General features: G+C 65.2%; 16 protein-coding genes and 1 tRNA gene. 5 read left to right on the top strand and 12 right to left on the bottom strand.

Going from position 1 to position 20,463, the window contains the following annotated elements; genetic code table 11:
- Window positions 1-38: 38 nt before the first annotated feature.
- From cobU to V8324_RS16980, 5 genes are all read left to right on the top strand, one after another.
- On the top strand, window positions 39-560 hold the full coding sequence (gene cobU, locus V8324_RS17000) for a bifunctional adenosylcobinamide kinase/adenosylcobinamide-phosphate guanylyltransferase (RefSeq protein ID WP_336421111.1): 522 nt from the start codon (window positions 39-41) through the stop codon (window positions 558-560).
- Window positions 557-1,129, top strand: coding sequence for a histidine phosphatase family protein (locus V8324_RS16995; RefSeq protein WP_336421110.1), 573 nt, complete (start codon window positions 557-559; stop codon window positions 1,127-1,129). Before cobU ends, V8324_RS16995 begins: the two co-directional genes overlap by 4 nt.
- Before the next feature lie 121 nt (window positions 1,130-1,250).
- A complete protein-coding gene (locus V8324_RS16990; protein ID WP_336421109.1) occupies window positions 1,251-2,210 on the top strand; it encodes an ABC transporter permease in 960 nt (319 codons plus the stop codon).
- A complete protein-coding gene (locus V8324_RS16985) occupies window positions 2,207-3,085 on the top strand; it encodes an ABC transporter permease (RefSeq protein WP_336421108.1) in 879 nt (292 codons plus the stop codon). The genes V8324_RS16990 and V8324_RS16985 overlap by 4 nt, the downstream gene beginning before the upstream one ends.
- A gap of 1 nt (window position 3,086) precedes the next feature.
- Complete coding sequence (locus tag V8324_RS16980) at window positions 3,087-5,114, top strand: ABC transporter ATP-binding protein (protein WP_336421107.1); 2,028 nt, start codon at window positions 3,087-3,089, stop codon at window positions 5,112-5,114.
- 114 nt (window positions 5,115-5,228) lie between these two features.
- On the opposite strand, the gene rpoC is transcribed toward V8324_RS16980, so the two are convergent.
- The 12 genes from rpoC to V8324_RS16920 all read right to left on the bottom strand — a co-directional run.
- Window positions 5,229-9,476 (bottom strand): DNA-directed RNA polymerase subunit beta', encoded by a 4,248-nt coding sequence (rpoC, locus tag V8324_RS16975; RefSeq protein WP_336421106.1) that lies wholly within the window; start codon window positions 9,474-9,476, stop codon window positions 5,229-5,231.
- Between the two features lie 98 nt (window positions 9,477-9,574).
- Window positions 9,575-13,711: a DNA-directed RNA polymerase subunit beta gene (gene rpoB / locus V8324_RS16970; RefSeq protein ID WP_336421105.1), complete on the bottom strand. Its 4,137-nt coding sequence runs from the start codon at window positions 13,709-13,711 to the stop codon at window positions 9,575-9,577.
- A 697-nt stretch (window positions 13,712-14,408) separates the two neighbouring features.
- Window positions 14,409-14,789 (bottom strand): 50S ribosomal protein L7/L12, encoded by a 381-nt coding sequence (gene rplL / locus V8324_RS16965; protein ID WP_336421104.1) that lies wholly within the window; start codon window positions 14,787-14,789, stop codon window positions 14,409-14,411.
- Between the two features lie 73 nt (window positions 14,790-14,862).
- A complete protein-coding gene (gene rplJ / locus V8324_RS16960) occupies window positions 14,863-15,381 on the bottom strand; it encodes a 50S ribosomal protein L10 (RefSeq protein WP_336421103.1) in 519 nt (172 codons plus the stop codon).
- 256 nt (window positions 15,382-15,637) lie between these two features.
- The gene (gene rplA, locus V8324_RS16955; protein ID WP_336421102.1) at window positions 15,638-16,336 is read right to left on the bottom strand and encodes a 50S ribosomal protein L1; all 699 of its coding nucleotides are present in this window, start codon (window positions 16,334-16,336) and stop codon (window positions 15,638-15,640) included.
- A 1-nt stretch (window position 16,337) separates the two neighbouring features.
- On the bottom strand, window positions 16,338-16,763 hold the full coding sequence (rplK, locus tag V8324_RS16950; protein ID WP_336421101.1) for a 50S ribosomal protein L11: 426 nt from the start codon (window positions 16,761-16,763) through the stop codon (window positions 16,338-16,340).
- Between the two features lie 108 nt (window positions 16,764-16,871).
- The gene (gene nusG / locus V8324_RS16945; RefSeq protein WP_336421100.1) at window positions 16,872-17,405 is read right to left on the bottom strand and encodes a transcription termination/antitermination protein NusG; all 534 of its coding nucleotides are present in this window, start codon (window positions 17,403-17,405) and stop codon (window positions 16,872-16,874) included.
- 192 nt (window positions 17,406-17,597) lie between these two features.
- Window positions 17,598-17,795 (bottom strand): preprotein translocase subunit SecE, encoded by a 198-nt coding sequence (gene secE / locus V8324_RS16940; protein ID WP_336421099.1) that lies wholly within the window; start codon window positions 17,793-17,795, stop codon window positions 17,598-17,600.
- 110 nt (window positions 17,796-17,905) lie between these two features.
- A tRNA-Trp gene (locus V8324_RS16935) sits at window positions 17,906-17,981 on the bottom strand.
- A gap of 106 nt (window positions 17,982-18,087) precedes the next feature.
- Window positions 18,088-19,326 (bottom strand): CoA transferase, encoded by a 1,239-nt coding sequence (locus V8324_RS16930; protein WP_336421098.1) that lies wholly within the window; start codon window positions 19,324-19,326, stop codon window positions 18,088-18,090.
- Window positions 19,323-20,183 carry an FAS1-like dehydratase domain-containing protein gene (locus V8324_RS16925; RefSeq protein WP_336421097.1) on the bottom strand — a complete coding sequence of 287 codons (861 nt, stop codon included), beginning with the start codon at window positions 20,181-20,183 and terminating at the stop codon, window positions 19,323-19,325. Before V8324_RS16925 ends, V8324_RS16930 begins: the two co-directional genes overlap by 4 nt.
- A 185-nt stretch (window positions 20,184-20,368) precedes the next feature.
- Window positions 20,369-20,463 (bottom strand): hypothetical protein (locus V8324_RS16920; protein WP_143535595.1); only part of this gene is annotated, 95 nt, incomplete at its 5' end.

The following is a 20,463-nucleotide window of genomic DNA, read 5'->3' as shown; positions in this document are numbered from 1 at the left end:
ATGATGACCGGATCACAACAAGAAGAGGTCGACGGCGCATGTTGCCCCCCCTGACACTTGTCCTCGGCGGCGCCGCCTCGGGGAAATCCGCCTATGCCGAGGATCTGGTCGCCGAGACCGGGCAGGCGCGCGTCTATCTTGCCACGGCAGAGGCACATGACGCGGAAATGGTTGAGAAACTCGCGCGTCACCGTCGGCGGCGCGGCCCCGACTGGCGTACCGTCGAGGCGCCCCGCGACCTCGGCCCGGCATTGGAGGGGGCCGCACGATCGGAGGTGGTGCTGCTCGATTGTGCGACAATGTGGCTCAGCAACCATCTTCTGGCCGAAAACGACCTCGAACAGGCCGAAACGGCACTTCTGGGCGCTCTCGACCGATGTGCCGCCCCGGTGGTCATGGTGTCGAACGAGGTCGGGCTTTCTGTGGTGCCCGAGAATGCACTGGCCCGCCGGTTCCAGACCGCGCAGGGCCGCCTGAACCAGACCCTTGCGGCGCGAGCGGACGTGGTAATGCAGGTGATCGCCGGCCTGCCGCAGATCCTGAAAGGGCATTTGCCATGAGCCGTTTCTTCTGGGTGCGCCACGGCCCGACACATGCCAAATCCATGGTCGGCTGGTCCGATCTGCCCGCCGATCTGGGCGACACGGCCCGCATCGCGCGGCTTGCGGCGCATCTGCCCGGGGACGCGCTGGTCGTGTCGTCGGATCTAGATCGGGCGCGCGCCACCGCCGACGCCATCGCCGGGCGGCGCACCCGGCTGCGCGATGACCGCGATCTGCGCGAAATCCATTTCGGCGACTGGGAGTTGCAGGCCTTCGACACAATCCCCGACCAGACCCGCTTGCGCGCGTTCTGGGATCAGCCGGGCGATATCCGCGCACCCGGCGGCGAAAGCTGGCACGAGGTGTCGGGCCGCGTCACCCGCGCGGTCGAGCGGCTGTGCCGCGCGCATCCGGGGCGCGATATCGTCGCGGTGGCGCATATGGGCGCAATCCTGACGCAGGTGCAGACCGCCTTGGGGATCACCGCCTACGAGGCGTTCGCACACAAGATCGACAATTTTTCGGTGACGGAACTGCATCGCGACGGCGCGCAGTGGCACGCGCAGGCGATCAACCTGACTGTGTGATCCCGGCTGCGGCATGGCCAAGGTTTCGGGGCGCGGCAACACGACCCCCCTCGACGCGCCCGCGCGCGGCGGTCTAGATTACTGCCAAATGGATCGCCGAAGGCCCGGGGAGGCACGGACCGTGACAGCTTTGATCTTTCGGCGGTGCGCCCTCGGGCTGGTCACGATCTGGCTGGTCTCGGTCATCATCTTTCTCGGGGTCGAGGCGCTGCCCGGCGATGCCTGCACCGCGATTCTCGAGCGTGACGCGTTCGGCGAGGCGCTAGCCACCTGCCGCGAGGCGATGGGGCTGAACGAGCCCGCACTTGCGCGCTATGTCGACTGGGCCGGCGGCATCCTGCACGGCGATCTCGGGCTGTCCGCCGGCGGGCAGGAGCGGATATCGGAGCTTGTCGGCTACCGGATGCGCAACTCGTTGCTGCTGGCGGCGGGCGCACTTGGTGTCGGGATCCCGCTGTCGCTTTTGACTGGGGTGATCGCGGGGCTCTGGCGGGACCGCTGGCCCGATCTCGTGTTGTCGGTGGGCGCGATCTTCGCCATGACGATCCCCGAATTCGTCGCCGCGACCATCCTGATCCTCGTCTTCGCGATCTGGCTGGGCTGGGTGCCGGCGATCGTTCTGACCCCGGCCGATGCGCCGCCGCTGGACTTCTTTCCAGAGTTCATCCTCGCCTCGACCGTTCTCACCCTGCTGATGATCGCGCATATCATGCGGATGGTGCGCGCCTCGGTGATCGAGGTGATGGCGGGCGATTACGTGCAGATGGCGACGCTCAAGGGCGTGCCCTATTGGCGCGTGGTGCTGCGCCACGCCCTGCCCAATGCGCTGTTGCCGGCGATCAACGTGATCGCGCTGACCATCGCGTGGCTGCTGGGCGGGGTCGTGGTGGTCGAGGTGGTGTTCAACTATCCCGGAATCGGGCGCCTGCTGGTCGACGCCATTGCCGACCGCGACCTGCCGGTGGTGCAGGCGATCACGATGATCGTGGCGCTGACTTATGTCGGGGTGAACCTTGCCGCCGATATCCTCAGCCTCGCGCTCAACCCTCGCCTGCGCAGTCATCAGGCGCGCCGCCGATGACTCGCCCAAGCCCTCAGAAACGCGGGGCCCGGGCTGTCGAAACGCTGCGCGCCATGCTTGGCCGGCCGTCGGGCGCGATCGGGCTGACATTGGTGACGCTGCATCTGGCGCTTGCGCTGCTCAGCCCGTGGATCGTGCCCTATGACTACGCGTCGATGGACTCGACCAGCACCCTGGCCGCGCCCTCGGCCGCGCATTGGCTGGGGACCGATCACCTGGGCCGCGACGTGCTTACCCGGGTTCTGCTGGGCGGGCGCGAGGCGCTGCTGATCACCGGCACGGCGACGCCGATCGCCCTTTTGTGGGGCGGGCTTCTTGGGGTCTATCTCGGGCTGCAGGGCGGGTGGCGCGACGAGGTGGCGATGCGCCTCGTCGATGCGTTCCTCGCGCTGCCGGGTATCCTGCCGCTGTTGGTGCTGATCACCGTGTTCGGCACCGGCGGCGCAATACTGATGCCGACGCTGGCCTTCTTCTTCGGCATCCCGGTGATCCGCGTGGCCCGCGCCGCCGCGCACGAGGTCGTGGCGCGCGATTTCATCTCGGCGGCGCGGGCGCGCGGACACCGGCCGATGTCGATCGTGCGCCGCGAATTGCTGCCCAACGTCACCGACACGCTGCTGGTCGAAGGCGCGATGCGGTGGTCGTGGATGCTGCTGGGATTCTCGGCGCTGTCGTTCCTGGGTTTTGGCGTCTCGCCGCCGAAACCCGATTGGGGGCTGATGGTGTCGGATGCGCGGGTCTACATGTCGCTTGCCCCTTGGGGTGTTCTGGCGCCGGTGGTGGCACTTTCGACGCTGATCATCGGGATCAACCTGACAGCCGACGCGCTGGCCAAGACGCTTGGCCTCGACCACAGCCGCAAGGCGGTGATCTGACATGGCCGCCACGCGCCCGCTGATCGACATCCGCAAGCTCTGCATCGGGTTCCCGGGCCGCGCGGGCATGCTTTTGCCGGTGCTGCACGCGGTGGATCTGCAGGTCTGCGCCGGTGAAAGCATCGGCATCGTCGGCGAAAGCGGATCGGGCAAGAGCACGCTGGCGCTGGCCGCCATGGGCTACCTGAAGCACGGCCTTCAGAGGATCTCGGGAGAGGTGATCTATGACGGGGCCGACATGTTCGCGCGTTCCGCGAAGGATCTGGTGCGCATCCGGGGCGGAAAGCTGGGCCTGATCCCGCAGAATTCGGGGCAGGCCCTGACCCCGACGATGCGCATCGGGACGCAGATGCGCGAGGCGCTGCACCTGCATTGCGCCCTGCCCGAGGCCGAGCACGCCGCCCGCGCGCATGACCTGCTGGCGCAGGTGCGGCTGCCCGATCCGGCCGCAATCCTGAAACGCTTCCCGCATGAGCTGTCGGGCGGCCAGCAACAGCGCGTGGCCATTGCCATGGCGCTGGCCGGCGAACCCGACGCGCTGCTTCTCGACGAGCCGACCACCGGCCTCGACGTCACCACGCAGGCGCACATCCTCGATCTGCTTCGCGACCTCGCGCGCACGCGCAACATGGCGATGGTTTATGTCAGCCATGATCTGGGGGTGATCGCCCGGGTCTGCGATCGTGTCCAGGTTCTTTACGCCGGCGAGACGGCGCTGGAAGGCCCGGTGCGCGCGGTGCTGCGCTCACCTGCGCATCCCTATGCGCGCGGGCTTCTCGCCGCGATCCCGCGACTTGGCGAACGCACGCTGCCCAAGGCACTGGACGGCCGTCCGCCCGGACCGGGCGAGGCGCGGAAGGGATGCGCCTTCGCGCCGCGCTGTCCGCTGGCGACCGAAGATTGCCGCGCGGCGCGCCCGCCGATGATCGACGCCCATGCGGGACAGGTCGCACGATGCCTCTATCCCGATCAGGTCGAGGAGATTGCCACGACATCCTCGGGGCAAGAGCCGCAGGTCTGCCCGCCGGGCAGCCCGCCAGCGCTGCGCCTGAAAGACCTGTCAATCCGCTATGACCGGCCCGGGCTGTTCGACCTCATGCGCCGGACGCCACGGCCGCCGGCCACGGTCGGGGGGATCGACCTGCACTTGGCGAAGGGTGAAACCCTCGGGCTGGTGGGCGAGTCGGGAAGCGGCAAATCGACGATCCTCAAATCCATCGCCGGGCTGCTGCCCCCGGCCTCAGGCGAGATCACACTTTGCGCCGACATGACGCTGCCGCACAGCGTCGAGCGGCGCCGCCCCGATCAGCTGCGCCGCATCCAGATGATATTCCAGAACCCGGACGAAAGCCTCAACCCGCGTCAATCGGTGACCGAGATCCTCGCGCAACCGCTGCGGCTGTATTTCGGGCTGACGGATCAGGCCCTGCGCGAGAGGGCGGCAGAATTGCTGGAGATGGTGCGCCTTGGGGCGGAATATCTCGATCGCCGGCCCGGGCAGTTGTCGGGTGGCGAGAAACAGCGCGTGGCGGTGGCGCGGGCCTTTGCCGCCGAGCCCGAGATCGTGCTCTGCGACGAGATCACCTCGGCGCTCGACGTCTCGGTGCAGGCCGCGGTACTCGATCTTCTCAACGATCTAAAGGCCGCGCACGGGACCGCCTTCCTGTTCGTCAGCCACGACCTGACGGTGGTGCGGGCGCTGTCGGACCGGGTCGCGGTGCTCTACCAGGGGCGGATCTGCGAGATCGGCCCGGCGGCGGCGGTCTATGGCGCGCCGTCGCATCCCTATACCTCGGTGCTGATCGGGGCGGTTCTCCGGCCCGATCCCGACAGGGCGCCGACATTGATGGCCGAGGACAAGGCAGACCTGGCCCCGCCGGCGCGCGGGTGCCCGTTCCGGAACCGCTGCCCGGTGAAATGCGGACCCGTCTGCGACACAGACACGCCCCCCATGCGGGACGCCGGCGACGGCCACATGATCCGCTGTCACATCCCGCTGGCCGAGCTGCGCGCACGTCGCGCGACGTGAGGCCGAAATCTTCGAAAGATTTCGGTCCGCTTTCATTCAATGAAAGCGGACCCGGCACGAAAAAGGCCCGGCCGAAAGCGGCCGGGCCTTGTCCTGCGTCGCAACGCGCCTGTCTCAGTCGTCGCGGCTTTCGGGCGTGTCGACGAAATTGTCGAACGTGTCGCCCCCGACGACGTCGTCTTCCCGGACCGGTGCGGCCAGCGCCGCCGCCGCGGCGGCCTCTTCCTGGCGCGCCTCGATGACGACGTTGTCCCGCGAGGTCGCGATGCGGCGCATTTCCTGCGTCGCGCGCCCGGTGCCGGCCGGGATGAGACGGCCGACGATGACGTTTTCCTTCAGCCCGACCAGCTTGTCGCGCTTGCCCTGCACCGAGGCTTCGGTCAGCACGCGGGTGGTCTCCTGGAAGGACGCGGCCGAGATGAAGGACCGGGTTTGCAGGCTGGCCTTGGTGATCCCAAGCAGGATCGGCTCGCCCTGTGCGGGGCGCCCGCCCTTCTTGATGGACTTCTCGTTGGCCTCGTCGAACTCGACCTTCTCGACATGCTCGCCCTTCAGCAGCGTGGTGTCGCCGCTGTCCTGGATCTCCCACTTCTGAAGCATCTGTCGCACGATGACTTCGACATGCTTGTCGTTGATCTTGACGCCCTGCAGGCGGTAGACCTCCTGGACCTCGTCGATCATGTAGTTGGCCAGTGCCTCGACCCCGAGGATGGCGAGGATGTCATGCGGCGCGGGGTTGCCGTCCATGATGTAGTCGCCCTTCTGGACGTAATCGCCTTCCTGCACGGGAATGTGCTTGCCCTTGGGCACCATGTACTCGAACGGCTCAAGCGACTCGTCGGCGGGCTCGATGCTGATGCGGCGCTTGTTCTTGTAGTCCTTGCCATAGCGCACATAGCCGTCGATCTCGGCGATGATTGCGTGGTCCTTGGGACGCCGGGCCTCGAACAGTTCCGCCACCCGCGGCAGACCGCCGGTGATGTCCTTGGTCTTGCCCCCCTCGCGCGGGATCCGCGCGACGACATCGCCGGCCTCGACCTTCTGGCTGTCCTCGACCGAGAGGATCGCGTCGACGGACATCTGGTAGGCCACCGGGTTGCCCGCGTCGTTGCGGATCGGTTCGCCATCGTCGCCGACGATGAAGATCTCGGGCTTGAGGTCGTTGCCGCGCGGGGCCGTGCGCCAATCGGTGACGATCTTCTGGGTCATGCCCGTCGCCTCGTCGGTGACGTCGCGCACCGAGATGCCCGAAGTCAGGTCGACGAACTTGGCGGTGCCCGCCTTCTCGGCAAGGATCGGCAGGGTATAGGGATCCCATTCGAACAGCTTGTCGCCGCGCGAGACCTTGTCGCCCTCCTTGACGAAAAGCTTGGTGCCGTAGCCCACCTTGTGGCTGGCCAGTTCGACCCCCTTTTCGCCGATGATCCGGATCTTCATGTTCCGGCCCATCACGAGGGTCTCGCCGCTGGAGTTTTCCAGCGTCTGCGGCTGCTCGTACTCGATCGTGCCTTCCTGGCTCGCCTCCTGGAAGGACTGCTGTCCGCCCTGCGCGACGCCGCCGATGTGGAAGGTCCGCATCGTCAGCTGCGTGCCCGGCTCGCCGATGGATTGCGCCGCGATGATGCCCACGGCCTCGCCGATATTGACCATCGTGCCACGCGCGAGGTCGCGCCCGTAGCACATGGCACAAACGCCGTCCTCGGCCTCGCAGGTCAGCGGCGAGCGCAGGCGCACCGTCTGAACCGCGGCCTCTTCCAGCGAATCCGCCATGCGTTCGTCGATCAGTTCGCCCGTCGCGGCCAGCACGCGGTCGCTCAGCGGATCGACGATGTCCTCGGCGACCACGCGGCCAAGGCACCGCTCGGCCAGCGACGCCACGACCTCGCCGTCATTGACCGCTGCCTCGACGGTGACCGCGCGTTCGGTGCCGCAATCATGCTCGCGCACGATGCAGTCCTGCGCCACGTCCACCAGGCGCCGGGTCAGGTAGCCCGAGTTCGCCGTCTTGAGCGCCGTGTCCGACAGACCCTTCCGCGCACCATGGGTCGAGTTGAAGTATTCGAGAACGGTCAGGCCTTCCTTGAAGTTCGAGATGATCGGCGTCTCGATGATGTCGCCGTTCGGCTTGGCCATCAGGCCGCGCATGCCGCCCAGCTGTTTCATCTGGGTGACAGAGCCACGCGCGCCGGAATGCGCCATCATGTAGACGCTGTTGGGCTCCTTCGTGGCGCCGCTCTCGTCCTTCAACTCGGCCGAGATCGAGCCCATCATCGCCTCGGTCACCTCGTCGTTGCATTTCGACCAGGCATCGACGACCTTGTTGTACTTTTCACCCTGGGTGATCAGGCCGTCCATGTATTGCTGCTCGAAGCCCTTCACCTGGGTGCGGGCATCTTCCACGATGGTCCACTTGCCGTCCGGCACCACCATGTCGTTCTTGCCGAACGAGATGCCGGCGCGGAACGCTTCGCGGAAGCCGAGCGTCATGATCTGGTCGCAGAAGATGACCGATTCCTTCTGGCCGCAATAGCGGTAGACGGTGTCGATGACCTGCTGCACCTCCTTCTTGCGCAGAAGGCGGTTCACCAGGCTGAACGGGGCCTTGGCGTTCTGCGGCAGAAGCGCCCCGAGACGCGCGCGGCCCGGCGTGGTTTCCACGCGCTGCAGGATCTCGTCGCCATGCTCGTCGATCTGCGGCACGCGGACGGTGATCTTGGAATGCAGGTGAACATGACCGGCGTCGAGCGCGTGCTGCACCTCGTCGAGCGACGAGAACACCATCCCCTCGCCTTTCATGCCCTCGCGCATCAGCGTGACGTAATAGAGCCCGAGGATCATGTCCTGCGACGGCACTATGATCGGCGCGCCGTTGGCCGGCGACAGCACGTTGTTGGTGGACATCATCAGCACCCGTGCCTCGAGCTGCGCCTCGAGGCTGAGCGGCACGTGCACGGCCATCTGGTCACCGTCGAAATCGGCGTTGAAGGCGGCACAGACCAGCGGGTGAAGCTGGATCGCCTTGCCTTCGATCAGGATCGGCTCGAATGCCTGAAAGCCGAGGCGGTGCAGCGTCGGCGCCCGGTTGAGCATGACGGGGTGTTCGCGGATCACCTCGTCGAGGATGTCCCAGACCTCGGGACGCTCTTTTTCGACCAGCTTCTTGGCCTGTTTCACCGTCGAGCTGAGACCCTTGGCCTCGAGCCGCGAATAGATGAACGGCTTGAACAGTTCGAGCGCCATCTTCTTGGGCAGGCCGCATTGATGCAGCTTGAGTTCGGGACCCGTCACGATGACCGACCGGCCCGAGAAGTCGACGCGCTTGCCCAGAAGGTTCTGGCGGAAGCGGCCCTGCTTGCCCTTCAGCATGTCGGACATCGATTTCAGCGGACGCTTGTTGGCGCCGGTGATGACCCGGCCGCGGCGGCCGTTGTCAAAGAGCGCGTCGACCGATTCCTGCAGCATCCGCTTTTCGTTGCGCACGATGATGTCGGGCGCGCGCAGCTCGATCAGCCGCTTCAAGCGGTTGTTGCGGTTGATCACCCGGCGGTAGAGGTCGTTGAGATCGGATGTGGCAAAACGGCCCCCGTCCAGCGGCACCAGCGGGCGCAGTTCGGGCGGGATCACGGGCAGGACGGTCATCACCATCCATTCCGGGCGGTTGCCGGATTCGAGGAAGCTCTCGACGACCTTGAGGCGCTTGATGATCTTCTTGGGCTTCAACTCGCCCGTAGCTTCCTTGAGATCGGCGCGCAGTTGCTCGGCCTCGGCCTCGAGGTCGATATTGGCGAGCATCTCGCGGATCGCCTCGGCGCCGATATTCGCGGTGAAGGCATCCATGCCATACGCGTCCTGCGCATCCATGAATTCCTCTTCGTTGAGCATCTGGCCGTAGGTCAGATCGGTCAGGCCCGGCTCGATCACCACGTAGTTCTCGAAATAGAGTACCCGTTCGAGATCGCGCAGCGTCATGTCGAGCATCAGGCCGATGCGCGAGGGAAGCGATTTCAGAAACCAGATATGCGCGCAGGGGGCGGCCAGTTCGATATGGCCCATCCGCTCGCGGCGGACCTTCTGCAGCGTGACCTCGACGCCGCATTTCTCGCAGACGACGCCGCGATACTTCATGCGCTTGTACTTGCCGCACAGGCATTCGTAATCCTTGATCGGACCGAAGATGCGCGCGCAGAACAGGCCGTCACGCTCGGGCTTGAACGTGCGGTAGTTGATGGTTTCCGGCTTCTTGATCTCGCCGAAGGACCACGACAGGATCCGCTCGGGGCTGGCCAGAGAGACCTTGATCTCGTCGAAGACCTTGGTCGGGGCCACGGGGTTGAACGGGTTGCTTGTAAGTTCCTGGTTCATTTTCAAATCCTTAGAGACTGGCGGTCGGGTGGGGTGAAGCGCCGTTTTCCGATCCGGAAAACGGACCGGACCCTTTGAAAGGGTCCGGCGCGTCGCGCTTACTCATCCTCGTCCGCATCCAGGAGTTCCATGTTGAGTCCGAGACCGCGCACCTCTTTCACGAGCACGTTGAACGATTCCGGCACGCCGGCCTCGAAATTGTCCTCGCCCTTGACGATGCTCTCGTAGACCTTGGTGCGGCCCGCCACGTCGTCCGACTTCACCGTCAGCATTTCCTGCAAGGTGTAGGCGGCGCCGTAGGCCTCGAGCGCCCAGACCTCCATCTCGCCGAGACGCTGCCCGCCGAACTGGGCCTTGCCGCCGAGCGGTTGCTGGGTCACCAGGCTGTAGGGCCCGGTCGAGCGCGCATGGATCTTGTCGTCGACGAGGTGGTGCAGCTTCAGCAGGTACTTGATCCCCACGGTCACCGGGCGGCTGAACGCCTCGCCGGTGCGGCCGTCATAGACCATCGACTGACCGGATTCGTCGAACCCGGCACGCGTCAGGGCGTCGTTGATGTCGTCCTCCTTGGCGCCGTCGAAGACCGGCGTGGCGATCGGCACGCCCCCGGTGACGGAACTGGCCGATTCGATCAGCGCCGTCTCGTCCATGCCCTTGATGCCCTCCTCGAAGACATCATCGCCATAGGCGTAGTGCATGGCCTCGCGGACCGGCGTCAGATCGCCGGAACGCCGGTATTCCGCCAGCGATTCGTCGATCCGAAGACCGAGCGCGCGGCTGGCCCAGCCCATATGCGTCTCAAGGATCTGGCCCACGTTCATGCGCGACGGCACCCCGAGCGGGTTGAGACAGACATCGACCGGCGTGCCATCTGCGAGGAACGGCATGTCCTCTTCGGGGATCACCTTCGAGATGACGCCCTTGTTGCCGTGCCGCCCGGCCATCTTGTCGCCCGGCTGAAGCTTGCGCTTCACCGCGACGAAGACCTTGACCATCTTCATGACGCCCGGCGGCAGGTCGTCGCCGCGGCGGACCTTCTCGACCTTGTCCTCGAACCGTGCATCGAGGGCGCGCTTTTGCACCTCGTACTGGTCGTGCAGCGCCTCGACGATCTTGGCGTCGGCCTCGTCCTTGAGCGCGAGCTGCCACCATTGACCCTTGGTCAGCGTCGACAGCAGATCCTCGGTGATCTCGGAATTCGCCTTGACGCCCTTGGGACCCTTGACCGCCACCTTGCCGAGGATCAGATCACGCAGACGCGCGTAGATGTTGCGGTCGAGGATCGCCAACTCATCGTCGCGGTCCCGCGACAGGCGCTCGACCTCTTCGCGCTCGATCTGCAGCGCGCGCTCGTCCTTCTCCACGCCGTGGCGGTTGAACACGCGCACCTCGACGATCGTGCCGAAATCGCCCGGCTTCACCCGCAGCGAGGTGTCGCGCACGTCGCTGGCCTTCTCGCCGAAGATCGCCCGCAGCAGCTTTTCCTCGGGGGTCATCGGGCTTTCGCCCTTGGGGGTGATCTTGCCCACGAGGATATCGCCCGGCTCGACGTCGGCGCCGATATAGACGATGCCCGCCTCGTCGAGGTTGCGCAGCGCCTCCTCGCCCACGTTCGGTATGTCGCGGGTGATCTCTTCCGGTCCCAGCTTGGTGTCGCGGGCGGCCACCTCGAATTCCTCGATATGCACGCTCGTGAACACGTCATCCTTGACGATGCGTTCCGAGATCAGAATCGAGTCCTCGTAGTTGTAGCCGTTCCAAGGCATGAACGCGACGATCACGTTGCGACCGACCGCCAGCTCGCCCATGTCTGTGCCCGGCCCGTCGGCGATCACCTCGCCCTTCTGGACCTGGTCCCCCACCTTGATCAGCGGGCGCTGGTTGATGCAGCTGTTCTGGTTCGAGCGCTGGAACTTGCGCAGCCGGTAGATGTCGACACCGGGATCGCCGATGTCGAGATCCTCGGTGGCGCGCACCACGATGCGCTGCGCATCGACCTGGTCGATCACCCCCGCCCGGCGCGCCATGATAGACGCGCCGCTGTCGCGGGCGACCTGGCCCTCGATCCCGGTGCCGACAAGCGGCGCCTCCGAGCGCACCAGCGGCAGCGCCTGCCGCATCATGTTGGCGCCCATCAGGGCGCGGTTCGCGTCGTCGTTTTCCAGGAACGGGATCAGCGAGGCCGCGACCGAGACAAGCTGCTTGGGGCTGACGTCGATCATGTCGACATGTTCGTTCGGGGCCAGCATGTATTCGCCCGACTGGCGGGTGCTGACCAGATCGTTCATGAAACGGCCGGCATCGTCGAGCTTGGCGTTGGCCTGCGCCACCGTGTGCCGCGCCTCTTCGGTCGCCGACATGTAGGTCACCTCGTCGGTCACCTGGCCGTCCACCACCTTGCGGTAGGGTGTTTCGATGAAGCCGTACTTGTTGACCCGCGCGAACGTCGCCAGAGAGTTGATCAGACCGATGTTCTGACCTTCCGGCGTCTCGATCGGGCAGATGCGCCCGTAATGCGTGGGATGCACGTCGCGCACCTCGAAGCCCGCACGCTCGCGCGTGAGGCCCCCCGGCCCGAGCGCCGAGAGACGACGCTTGTGCGTCACCTCGGACAGCGGGTTGGTCTGGTCCATGAACTGCGACAGCTGCGACGAGCCGAAGAATTCGCGCACAGCCGCCGCGGCCGGCTTGGCGTTGATCAGGTCCTGCGGCATCACCGTGTCGATCTCGACGGAGCTCATCCGCTCCTTGATCGCGCGCTCCATGCGCAGCAGACCGACGCGGTACTGGTTCTCCATCAACTCGCCGACAGAGCGCACGCGGCGGTTGCCGAGATGGTCGATATCGTCGATCTCGCCCCGGCCGTCGCGCAATTCGGTCAGCGCCTTGACGCAAGCCACGATATCTTCGCGATCCAGCGTACGCTGCGTGTCGGGCTTGTCGAGGTCCAGCCGCATGTTCATCTTCACCCGGCCCACGGCGCTGAGATCGTAGCGCTCGGGATCACCGAACAGCGTCTCGAACAGCGCGGCCGAGCCTTCCTCGGTCGGCGGCTCGCCGGGGCGCATCACGCGGTAGATGTCCATGAGCGCGCTTTCGCGGTTCATGTTCTTGTCCATCGCCATCGTGTTGCGGATATACGGGCCGACATTGACACCGTCGATGTCGAGCACCGGGATGTCGGTGATGCCGACATCCAGCAGATCCTGCAGCGTGCCGCCGGTGATCTCGCCGCTCTTGTCGTGTTCAAGCGTCAGCTCGTCGCCAGCCTCGACATGGATCGCGCCGGTCTCTTCGTCGATGATGTCACGCGCCACGAACTTGCCGACGATCTGGTCGAACGGCACCAGCACTTCGGTGACCGTGCCTTCGTCGATCAGCTTCTTGACCGCGCGCGGCGTGATCTTCTTGCCGGCCTCGGCGACCACCTCGCCGGTGGCGGCATCGATCAGGTCGTAGGTCGGGCGGGTGCCGCGCACCCGCTCGGGGAAGAACTTGGTGACCCAGCCCTTCTTCTTCTGCAACTTGTAGTCGACGGTGTCGTAATAGGCATTCATGATGCCTTCCTGGTCGAGACCAAGCGCATAAAGCAGCGTCGTCACCGGCAGCTTGCGGCGCCGGTCGATGCGGGCATAGACGTTATCCTTGGCGTCGAACTCGAAATCCAGCCACGAACCGCGATAGGGAATGATCCGGCAGGTGAAAAGCAGCTTGCCCGAGGAATGCGTCTTGCCCTTGTCATGGTCAAAGAACACGCCGGGGCTGCGGTGCATCTGGCTGACGACCACCCGCTCCGTGCCGTTGACCACGAAGGTCGCGTGCGGGGTCATCAGTGGCATGTCCCCCATGAACACGTCCTGTTCCTTGATGTCCTTCACCGATTTCGCGCCGGTATCCTCGTCGACATCGAACACGATCAGCCGCAGCTTGACCTTCAGCGGCGCGGCATAGGTCATGTCACGCTGCATGCATTCCTCGACGTCGTATTTCGGCCGCTCGAGATCGTAGCTGACGAATTCCAGCACGCTGGTCTCATTGAAATCCTTGATCGGGAAGACCGACTTGAAGACACCCTGGATGCCTTCGCTGTCCATCGGCTCGGGCTCGTCACCGGATCTCAGGAAAAGGTCGTAGCTTGATTTCTGAACCTCGATGAGGTTCGGCATCTCCAGCACTTCGCGGATCTTGCCGTAATATTTGCGGAGTCGCTTCTGGCCAAGGAAGGATTGCGCCATGTCTGAGGTCACCTTTTGTGCTTCGCGGGGTCGCATGCGCCGTCGGGGCCCGGCGATGCACCCGTGAACAGGGGGGTCGGATCCATACCTGGCGACCTTCCCACAGGTCGCCTCCCGATCCGAAACCGCACCTTAGACAAGGCTTTTGGTGCAAAGCCCTGTCTGAGACGCGGAAGGCCAGACCCGAAAACTCCGGACCCGGCTGCGTCATGGCCCGTTTCCGGGGCCGATCTCTCATGTGCTAAGTTTGCCCGACTTTGCCCTTCATAGAAAACTGCCGGAGAATGAGGCCCTTGCGTCCTCGCGGAATTTCGGCAACTTTCTGTGGAAGGCAGGTGCATCTTGGTGTGAGGGGCCTCCTTCCGGCAACAAAGGCTTTTGGGCGCACGAATCGCACGCGCCCGCTGAAGTGCGTTTCTTAGGCCAGCACGGCCCCGAGCGCAACCGGGATACCTGCAAAAATTTGGTTAACACAGGGCGCGCCGGCTATTCGAGACATCTCTCATGCGCCTCGATCAACGTAGCAATCGGTAAATGCCGCGCCAACCGCCAGCGCGCATCAGCCGGCCCGTGACGTCGGTTGCAACCGCGTGCCGTCCGATCCTGGGAAATGCCCACTGGAACAGGGCACGGCCGAACCGGCACAAGAAAGGGCCGCGTTCACGCGGCCCTTTTCCGTTCGGGTCTGTGACCCGGATTACTTCAGTTCGACCTCGGCGCCGGCTGCTTCCAGCTTGCCCTTGATCTGGTCTGCTTCGTCCTTCGAGACCTGCTCCTTGACGGCCTTGCCGCCGGCCTCGACCAGGTCCTTGGCCTCTTTCAGGCCCAGACCGGTGATCGCGCGGACTTCCTTGATCACGTTGATCTTCGATGCGCCTGCAGCTTTCAGGATCACGTCGAATTCGGTCTGCTCTTCTTCGGCAGCCGCACCACCGCCGTCGGCAGGGCCGGCCATCATGACCGCGCCACCGGAGGCGGGTTCGATGCCGTACTCGTCCTTGAGGATCGTTTTCAGTTCTTGTGCTTCGAGAAGCGTCAGACCAACGATCTCTTCCGCCAGTTTTTTCAGATCAGCCATTTGACTCTTTTCCGTTCTCTAGATGTGTTCCAACGTCGGGGTCTTGACCCTTACGCGGCTGTTACAGTTTGCCTCACGCGGCTTCGGCCTTCTCTTCGATGGTCGAAAGGATGCTCGCGATGTTCGAAGCAGGTGCGCCAATGGCCCCCGCGATGTTCGAAGCGGGTGCGCCGATCATGCCAGCGATCTGAGCGATGAGCTCGTCGCGCGAAGGCAGTTTCGACGTTGCTTCGACACCGGCACGGTCCAGCGCCGCGCTCCCCATTGCCCCGCCAAGGATGACGAACTTCTTGTTGTCCTTGGCGAAATCCTCGGCCACCTTGGCTGCTGCCACGGGGTCCTCGGAGAAGGTAAGCACGGTCATGCCCGAGAGGTAGTCGGCAATGCTTGCGCATGGCTTGCCCTCGAGGGCGATCTTGGCGAGCCTGTTCTTGGCCACACGAACCGATGCCTCTGCCGCACGGGCGCGGGCACGCAGATCCTGCATTTCGGCAACTGTCAGACCCGTGTAGTGGGCAACCACCACGACGCCAGAGCTTTCGAAGATCTGGCCGAGTTCATCGACCACTTTCTCTTTCTGGGCTCTATCCACAGTTTCACTCCAAATTTGGGGGTTTCCCCCCGGCTCTGTTCTGCCTCTCCCGAAGGATCGGCGTTCGGGTCCAAAACGCGGGTCCCGAGGCCAAGATCACCCGACGGTGACTGCCACCGCTGGAAATCTCATCTCGTTTCCCATCTCGGGAAGGAATTATTCACCGCGGTTGCGGCGAACCCTCCGTCTCGGACAGGACAGGGCGAAAGGATGCCCTGCCATCCGCCGCCGGGACCGAGATCCCGGCGGCAAATTCTCATTCGACGACGGCGCTGTTGACGTCGATCGTCACGCCCGGCCCCATGGTGGAGGTCAGCGAGATCTTCTTGACATAGGTGCCCTTGGCGCCAGCCGGCTTGGCCTTCTGCACGGCGGACACGAAGGCGCGCGCGTTCTCGGCCAGCTTGTCGGCGTCAAACGATACCTTGCCGATGCCGCCATGCACCACGCCGGCCTTCTCGGCCTTGAACTGGACCTGACCGCCCTTGGCGTCCTTGACAGCCTGTGCCACGTCCATGGTCACCGTGCCGATCTTGGGGTTCGGCATCAGGTTGCGCGGGCCCAAGATCTTGCCGAGGCGACCGACGACCGGCATCATATCCGGCGTGGCGATGCAGCGATCGAACTCGATCTTGCCGCCCTGGATGGTCTCCATCAGATCCTCGGCCCCGACGATGTCGGCGCCCGCCGCCTCGGCCTCTTCGGCCTTGGGCCCGCGGGCGAACACGGCGACGCGCACGGTCTTGCCGGTGCCGTTGGGCAGGCCCACGACGCCGCGCACCATCTGGTCGGCATGGCGCGGATCGACCCCGAGATTCATCGAGATCTCGACCGTCTCGTCGAATTTCGCGGTGGCGTTTGTCTTGATCAGCGCGACTGCGTCCTCGACGCTCAGGTTCTCCTTGCCGGCCGTGGCGGCGCGCATCTCGCGGGTGCGTTTGGAAAGCTTTGTCATGTCACTTCACCTCGATGCCCATGGACCGCGCCGAGCCGAGAACGATCTTCATCGCCGACTCGATATCGGTCGCGTTCAGATCCTGCCACTTCGCTTCGGCGATCTCGCGTACCTGCTTGGTGCTGACGGTGCCCGCGGTGGCGCGACCGGCGGTCTTCGACCCGGATTTCACCTTGGCGGCCTTTTTCAGGTAATAAGACGCGGGCGGCGTCTTGATATCCAGCACGAATGACTTGTCCTGGTAATAGGAAATCTCGACCGGGCACGGCGCACCCGCCTCCATCTCGGCAGTCTTGGCGTTGAACTGCTTGCAGAATTCCATGATGTTGATCCCGCGCTGACCCAGGGCGGGGCCGACGGGCGGGCTGGGGTTGGCTTGCCCGGCTTTCACCTGAAGCTTGAGCTTGCCTATGAGTTTCTTGGCCATCCGGCCTCTCCTTTGATCCAACACCGACGGGGCGCGCCCCTTCGGCTTTCGCGTTGTGTGGTCAGGTCGGGCGACCGCGGCCGCCGTAACCTCCCACGGCTCACATCCTCAGGTCTGCTTGGTCACCTGTGTGAATTCCAGTTCCACCGGTGTCTCCCGGCCGAAGATCGACACCGCGACCTTGAGGCGCTGATGCTCCTCGTCCACGGCCTCGACCATTCCGTCGAAATCCTCGAAGGGGCCGTCATTGACCTTCACCTTCTCGCCGATCTCGAAGTTGATCAGGGTGCGCGGGCTTTCCTCGCCCTCCTGAACCCGGTTCAGAATGGTGTTTACCTCGGCGTCGCGCATCGGCATCGGGCGGCCCTGCGGCCCGAGAAACCCGGTCACCTTGTTGATCGAGTTGATCAGGTGGTAGCCCTTGTCCGACATCTCCATCCGCACAAGAACATAGCCCGGCATGAAGCGGCGCTCGGCCGTCACCTTCTTGCCGCGGCGGACCTCGATCACCTCCTCGGTGGGCACCAGAACCTCGTCTATCTCGTCTTCCAGCCCCTGCTCTGCAACGGATGCCCTGATCTGCTCAGCGATCTTCTTCTCGAAATTCGAGAGAACACTGACCGAGTACCACCGCTTTGCCATCGTTGACCTACGTCCTTCATATTCACCGGACCGAAAGCCGGATAGTCACTTCATTTCAAGCGGTTGCACCCACATCGTCCGAAACGAAAATTGGCGCGCAACTTGATTCGCCGCACGCCCGTCCCGGATATCCGCTGCGGAATACCTGCATTCCCGCACGAGTTCAAGGCCCGACGCCCGTAATTCGACGGCTCAGCCGAAGAGGCCCAGAACCCCCTGCAGCCCGCTGCGAATGCCGAGATCGACGAGCGCAAAGAAGATTGCCGTCAGCGTCGCGAAGATGAACACCATGACCGTGGTCAACAGCGTCTCGCGGCGCGTCGGCCAGACCACCTTTGACACTTCCGAGCGGACCTGCTGGAGGAACTGAAGCGGGTTCGTGCGTGCCATATGCGCTGTCTTCCATGGTTTTCGGATCTGGGCGCGACATACGCCCGCCGCCCGTCAAGTTCAAGAGGCAACACCACCACGGGCAGCGGCCCGTGACGCAGCGGGAGGAATGGCAGGGGCACCAGGACTCGAACCCGGGACCTACGGTTTTGGAGACCGTCGCTCTACCAACTGAGCTATACCCCTAACGCAGAATGGCGAGTACTTGAGCTTGGGGCGGGAATCAAGCGCCCGCGATGAATTTCGGCGAAACACGCGCGAGTTTTCGGGGCACAGCGCCCGGTGCCCGCGCTCAGCCGCCGGATCGCGTGGCGCGGCGGGGGCCTTCCACGATGCCCGCGTCGAACAGCCCCGCGATCTCGGCATCGCTCATTCCCGCCACGTCGCCAAGCACCTCTTCGGTATCGGCCCCGAGGGCCGGGGCCGGTGCGGGCGCCACGCGGCCGTGGCCGGAAAACGCCGCCGGGTGTCCGGGCACCGGGAACCGGCCCAGCCCGGGCTGGTCGAGATCCTCGAAGATCGGGTTTGCGTTGCTCAGGTCGGGATCCTCGGACACCGCCTCGCGCACCGTGCGGAAGACCGACCATGTCAGCCCCGCCGCGTCGAAATCACCGGCAAAGTCGCCGACGCGGCGCGCCGCGAACCAAGGGCGCAGGATCTCGGTGATCTGCGCGCGCAACTCCCACCGGGCGCCCTCGTCGGCCAGATCGCGCCCGGTGCGGGCCGCAAGCGCCTCCATCTCGGCCTCTGTGCCGGTGGCTTTCACTAGGTTGCGCCACTGCCGCTGCGTCAGGCCGATGACCATCACCCGCCGCCCGCAGGCACAGACGAAATCCTGCCCGTAAGCCCCGTAAAGCGCGTTGCCGGCCTTCGGCCGGTCGCGGTCGTTGACCACCGCGTCTCCGATCATCCCGAGATGCCCGATGGTCGCCGCCGCGACGTCCTTCAGCGACAGTTCCACCTCCTGCCCGTGCCCGCGCCGCAGCCGGGTGCGCTCTGCCGCCAGCAGCGACGACACCACCAGATGCCCCGCCGCCACGTCCCAGGCGGGCATCGCATGCGCCACGGGTTCGGGCCGGTCGGCCGGACCGGTCATCGCGGGCACGCCAAGCGACGGGTTGACGGTGTAGTCGACCTGCGGGCGCCCGTGCCGGTCACCCATCAGCGTGACCATGATCAGATCCGCGCGGTGCTGCGACAGGGTCTCGTAATCCATCCAGCCGCGCACCCGCAGGTTGGTCAGGAACATCCCCGCATCCTCGCCCGGTGCCGTCACAAGGCGCGTGACAAGTTCGCGCCCCTCGGGGCGGCTCATGTCGACAGCGACGGATTTCTTGCCCTTGTTGAGCCCGGCCCAGAACAGGCTTTGCCCCGACGGTGCCAGCGGCCAACGCTCGGCATCGAGACCGCCACCGATCCGGTCGAAGCGGATCACCTCGGCGCCCATCTGCGCCAGCGTCATTCCGGCCAGCGGCACGGCGACGAAGGCCGATCCCTCGACCACGCGCATGCCCTTCAATATCCCGGTCATTGCCCGTCCTCCCACGTGGCCGTGGCCTGCGTGCATTGATGGCCCGCCTGCCCGGCATAAAGCGCCAGCCCGCCCGCCTCGCGCGGCGCGGCCATCAGATCGACCTGCGGGCTGTCATCACGCACCAGAAGCATCGGGTGCACGCCGCGAAAGGCGAACCCGTCGGGCCACGCGCCGCGCGCCCGCTCCGCCGCCTGAATCAGCCACGTGGCCTGCAACGGCCCGTGCACCACAAGGCCGGGATAGCGCTCCACCTCCTGCGCGTAGGGCAGGTCGATATGGATGCGGTGCGCGTTGAAGGTCAGCGCGGAGTAGCGGAAAAGCAGCACCTCGCTGGCTTGCCGCGTGTCGTGCCGCAGCGGGGCGTCGGGCATCGGGCGTTTCGCGGGCGGGCTGTAGCTGTCGGGGATGTCGAGGTAGACGATGTTCTGCAGCTCCTCGATCGCAGGACCCTCTGCTCCGTGCAGCTCGTGCGCGACGGTGACCAGCACCATCGGACCCGACGCGCCGGTTTTCTCCTCGACGCTGCGGATGACCGAATGCCGGGTCAGCGCCTCGCCGACATGCAGGGGCGCCAGGAAGCGCAGATCGGCGCTGGCCCACATCCGGCGTTGCAAGGGCACCGGCGGCAAAAAGCCGCCCAGTTTGGGGTGACCGTCGCGCCCCAGGTCCTCGGTCGGCACGGTCGGTACGAAGGCGCACCAGTGCCAGAGCGGCGGCATGGCATGGCCCGTTGTCGGGGCGGGTGCAGCGGGATCCCCGAGCGTGGCGTGGATCTGCACCGCCTGCGGCGCGTGGATACAGCCGGTCCGCGTTTCCCGCCGACCGATCCACCCCGAAAAATCAAGCTCCGACAATCGCATCCCCCCCGTCTGTGGATTGCGACGGTGGCGGGGCGGCCTAAAAAAGTCAATCTATCAATATCTTGCTGAATACCGTGGTATGCTGCGAGCAGGCAGACACGGATCCCCCGAAAGCAAAAGGGCGCCGCTCGGGGCGCCCTTTTCGATCATCTGTCCGGCCCCGCAAGGCCGGCGCGCCGTTACACGAGGATCTTCGACACGACGCCGGCGCCGACGGTGCGGCCGCCTTCGCGGATGGCGAAGCGCAGGCCATCTTCCATGGCGATCGGCGCGA

This window comes from Roseovarius sp. D22-M7 (assembly GCF_037083785.1).
GTDB lineage: Bacteria > Pseudomonadota > Alphaproteobacteria > Rhodobacterales > Rhodobacteraceae > Roseovarius.
This window is presented reverse-complemented; position numbering and strand designations above follow the sequence as displayed.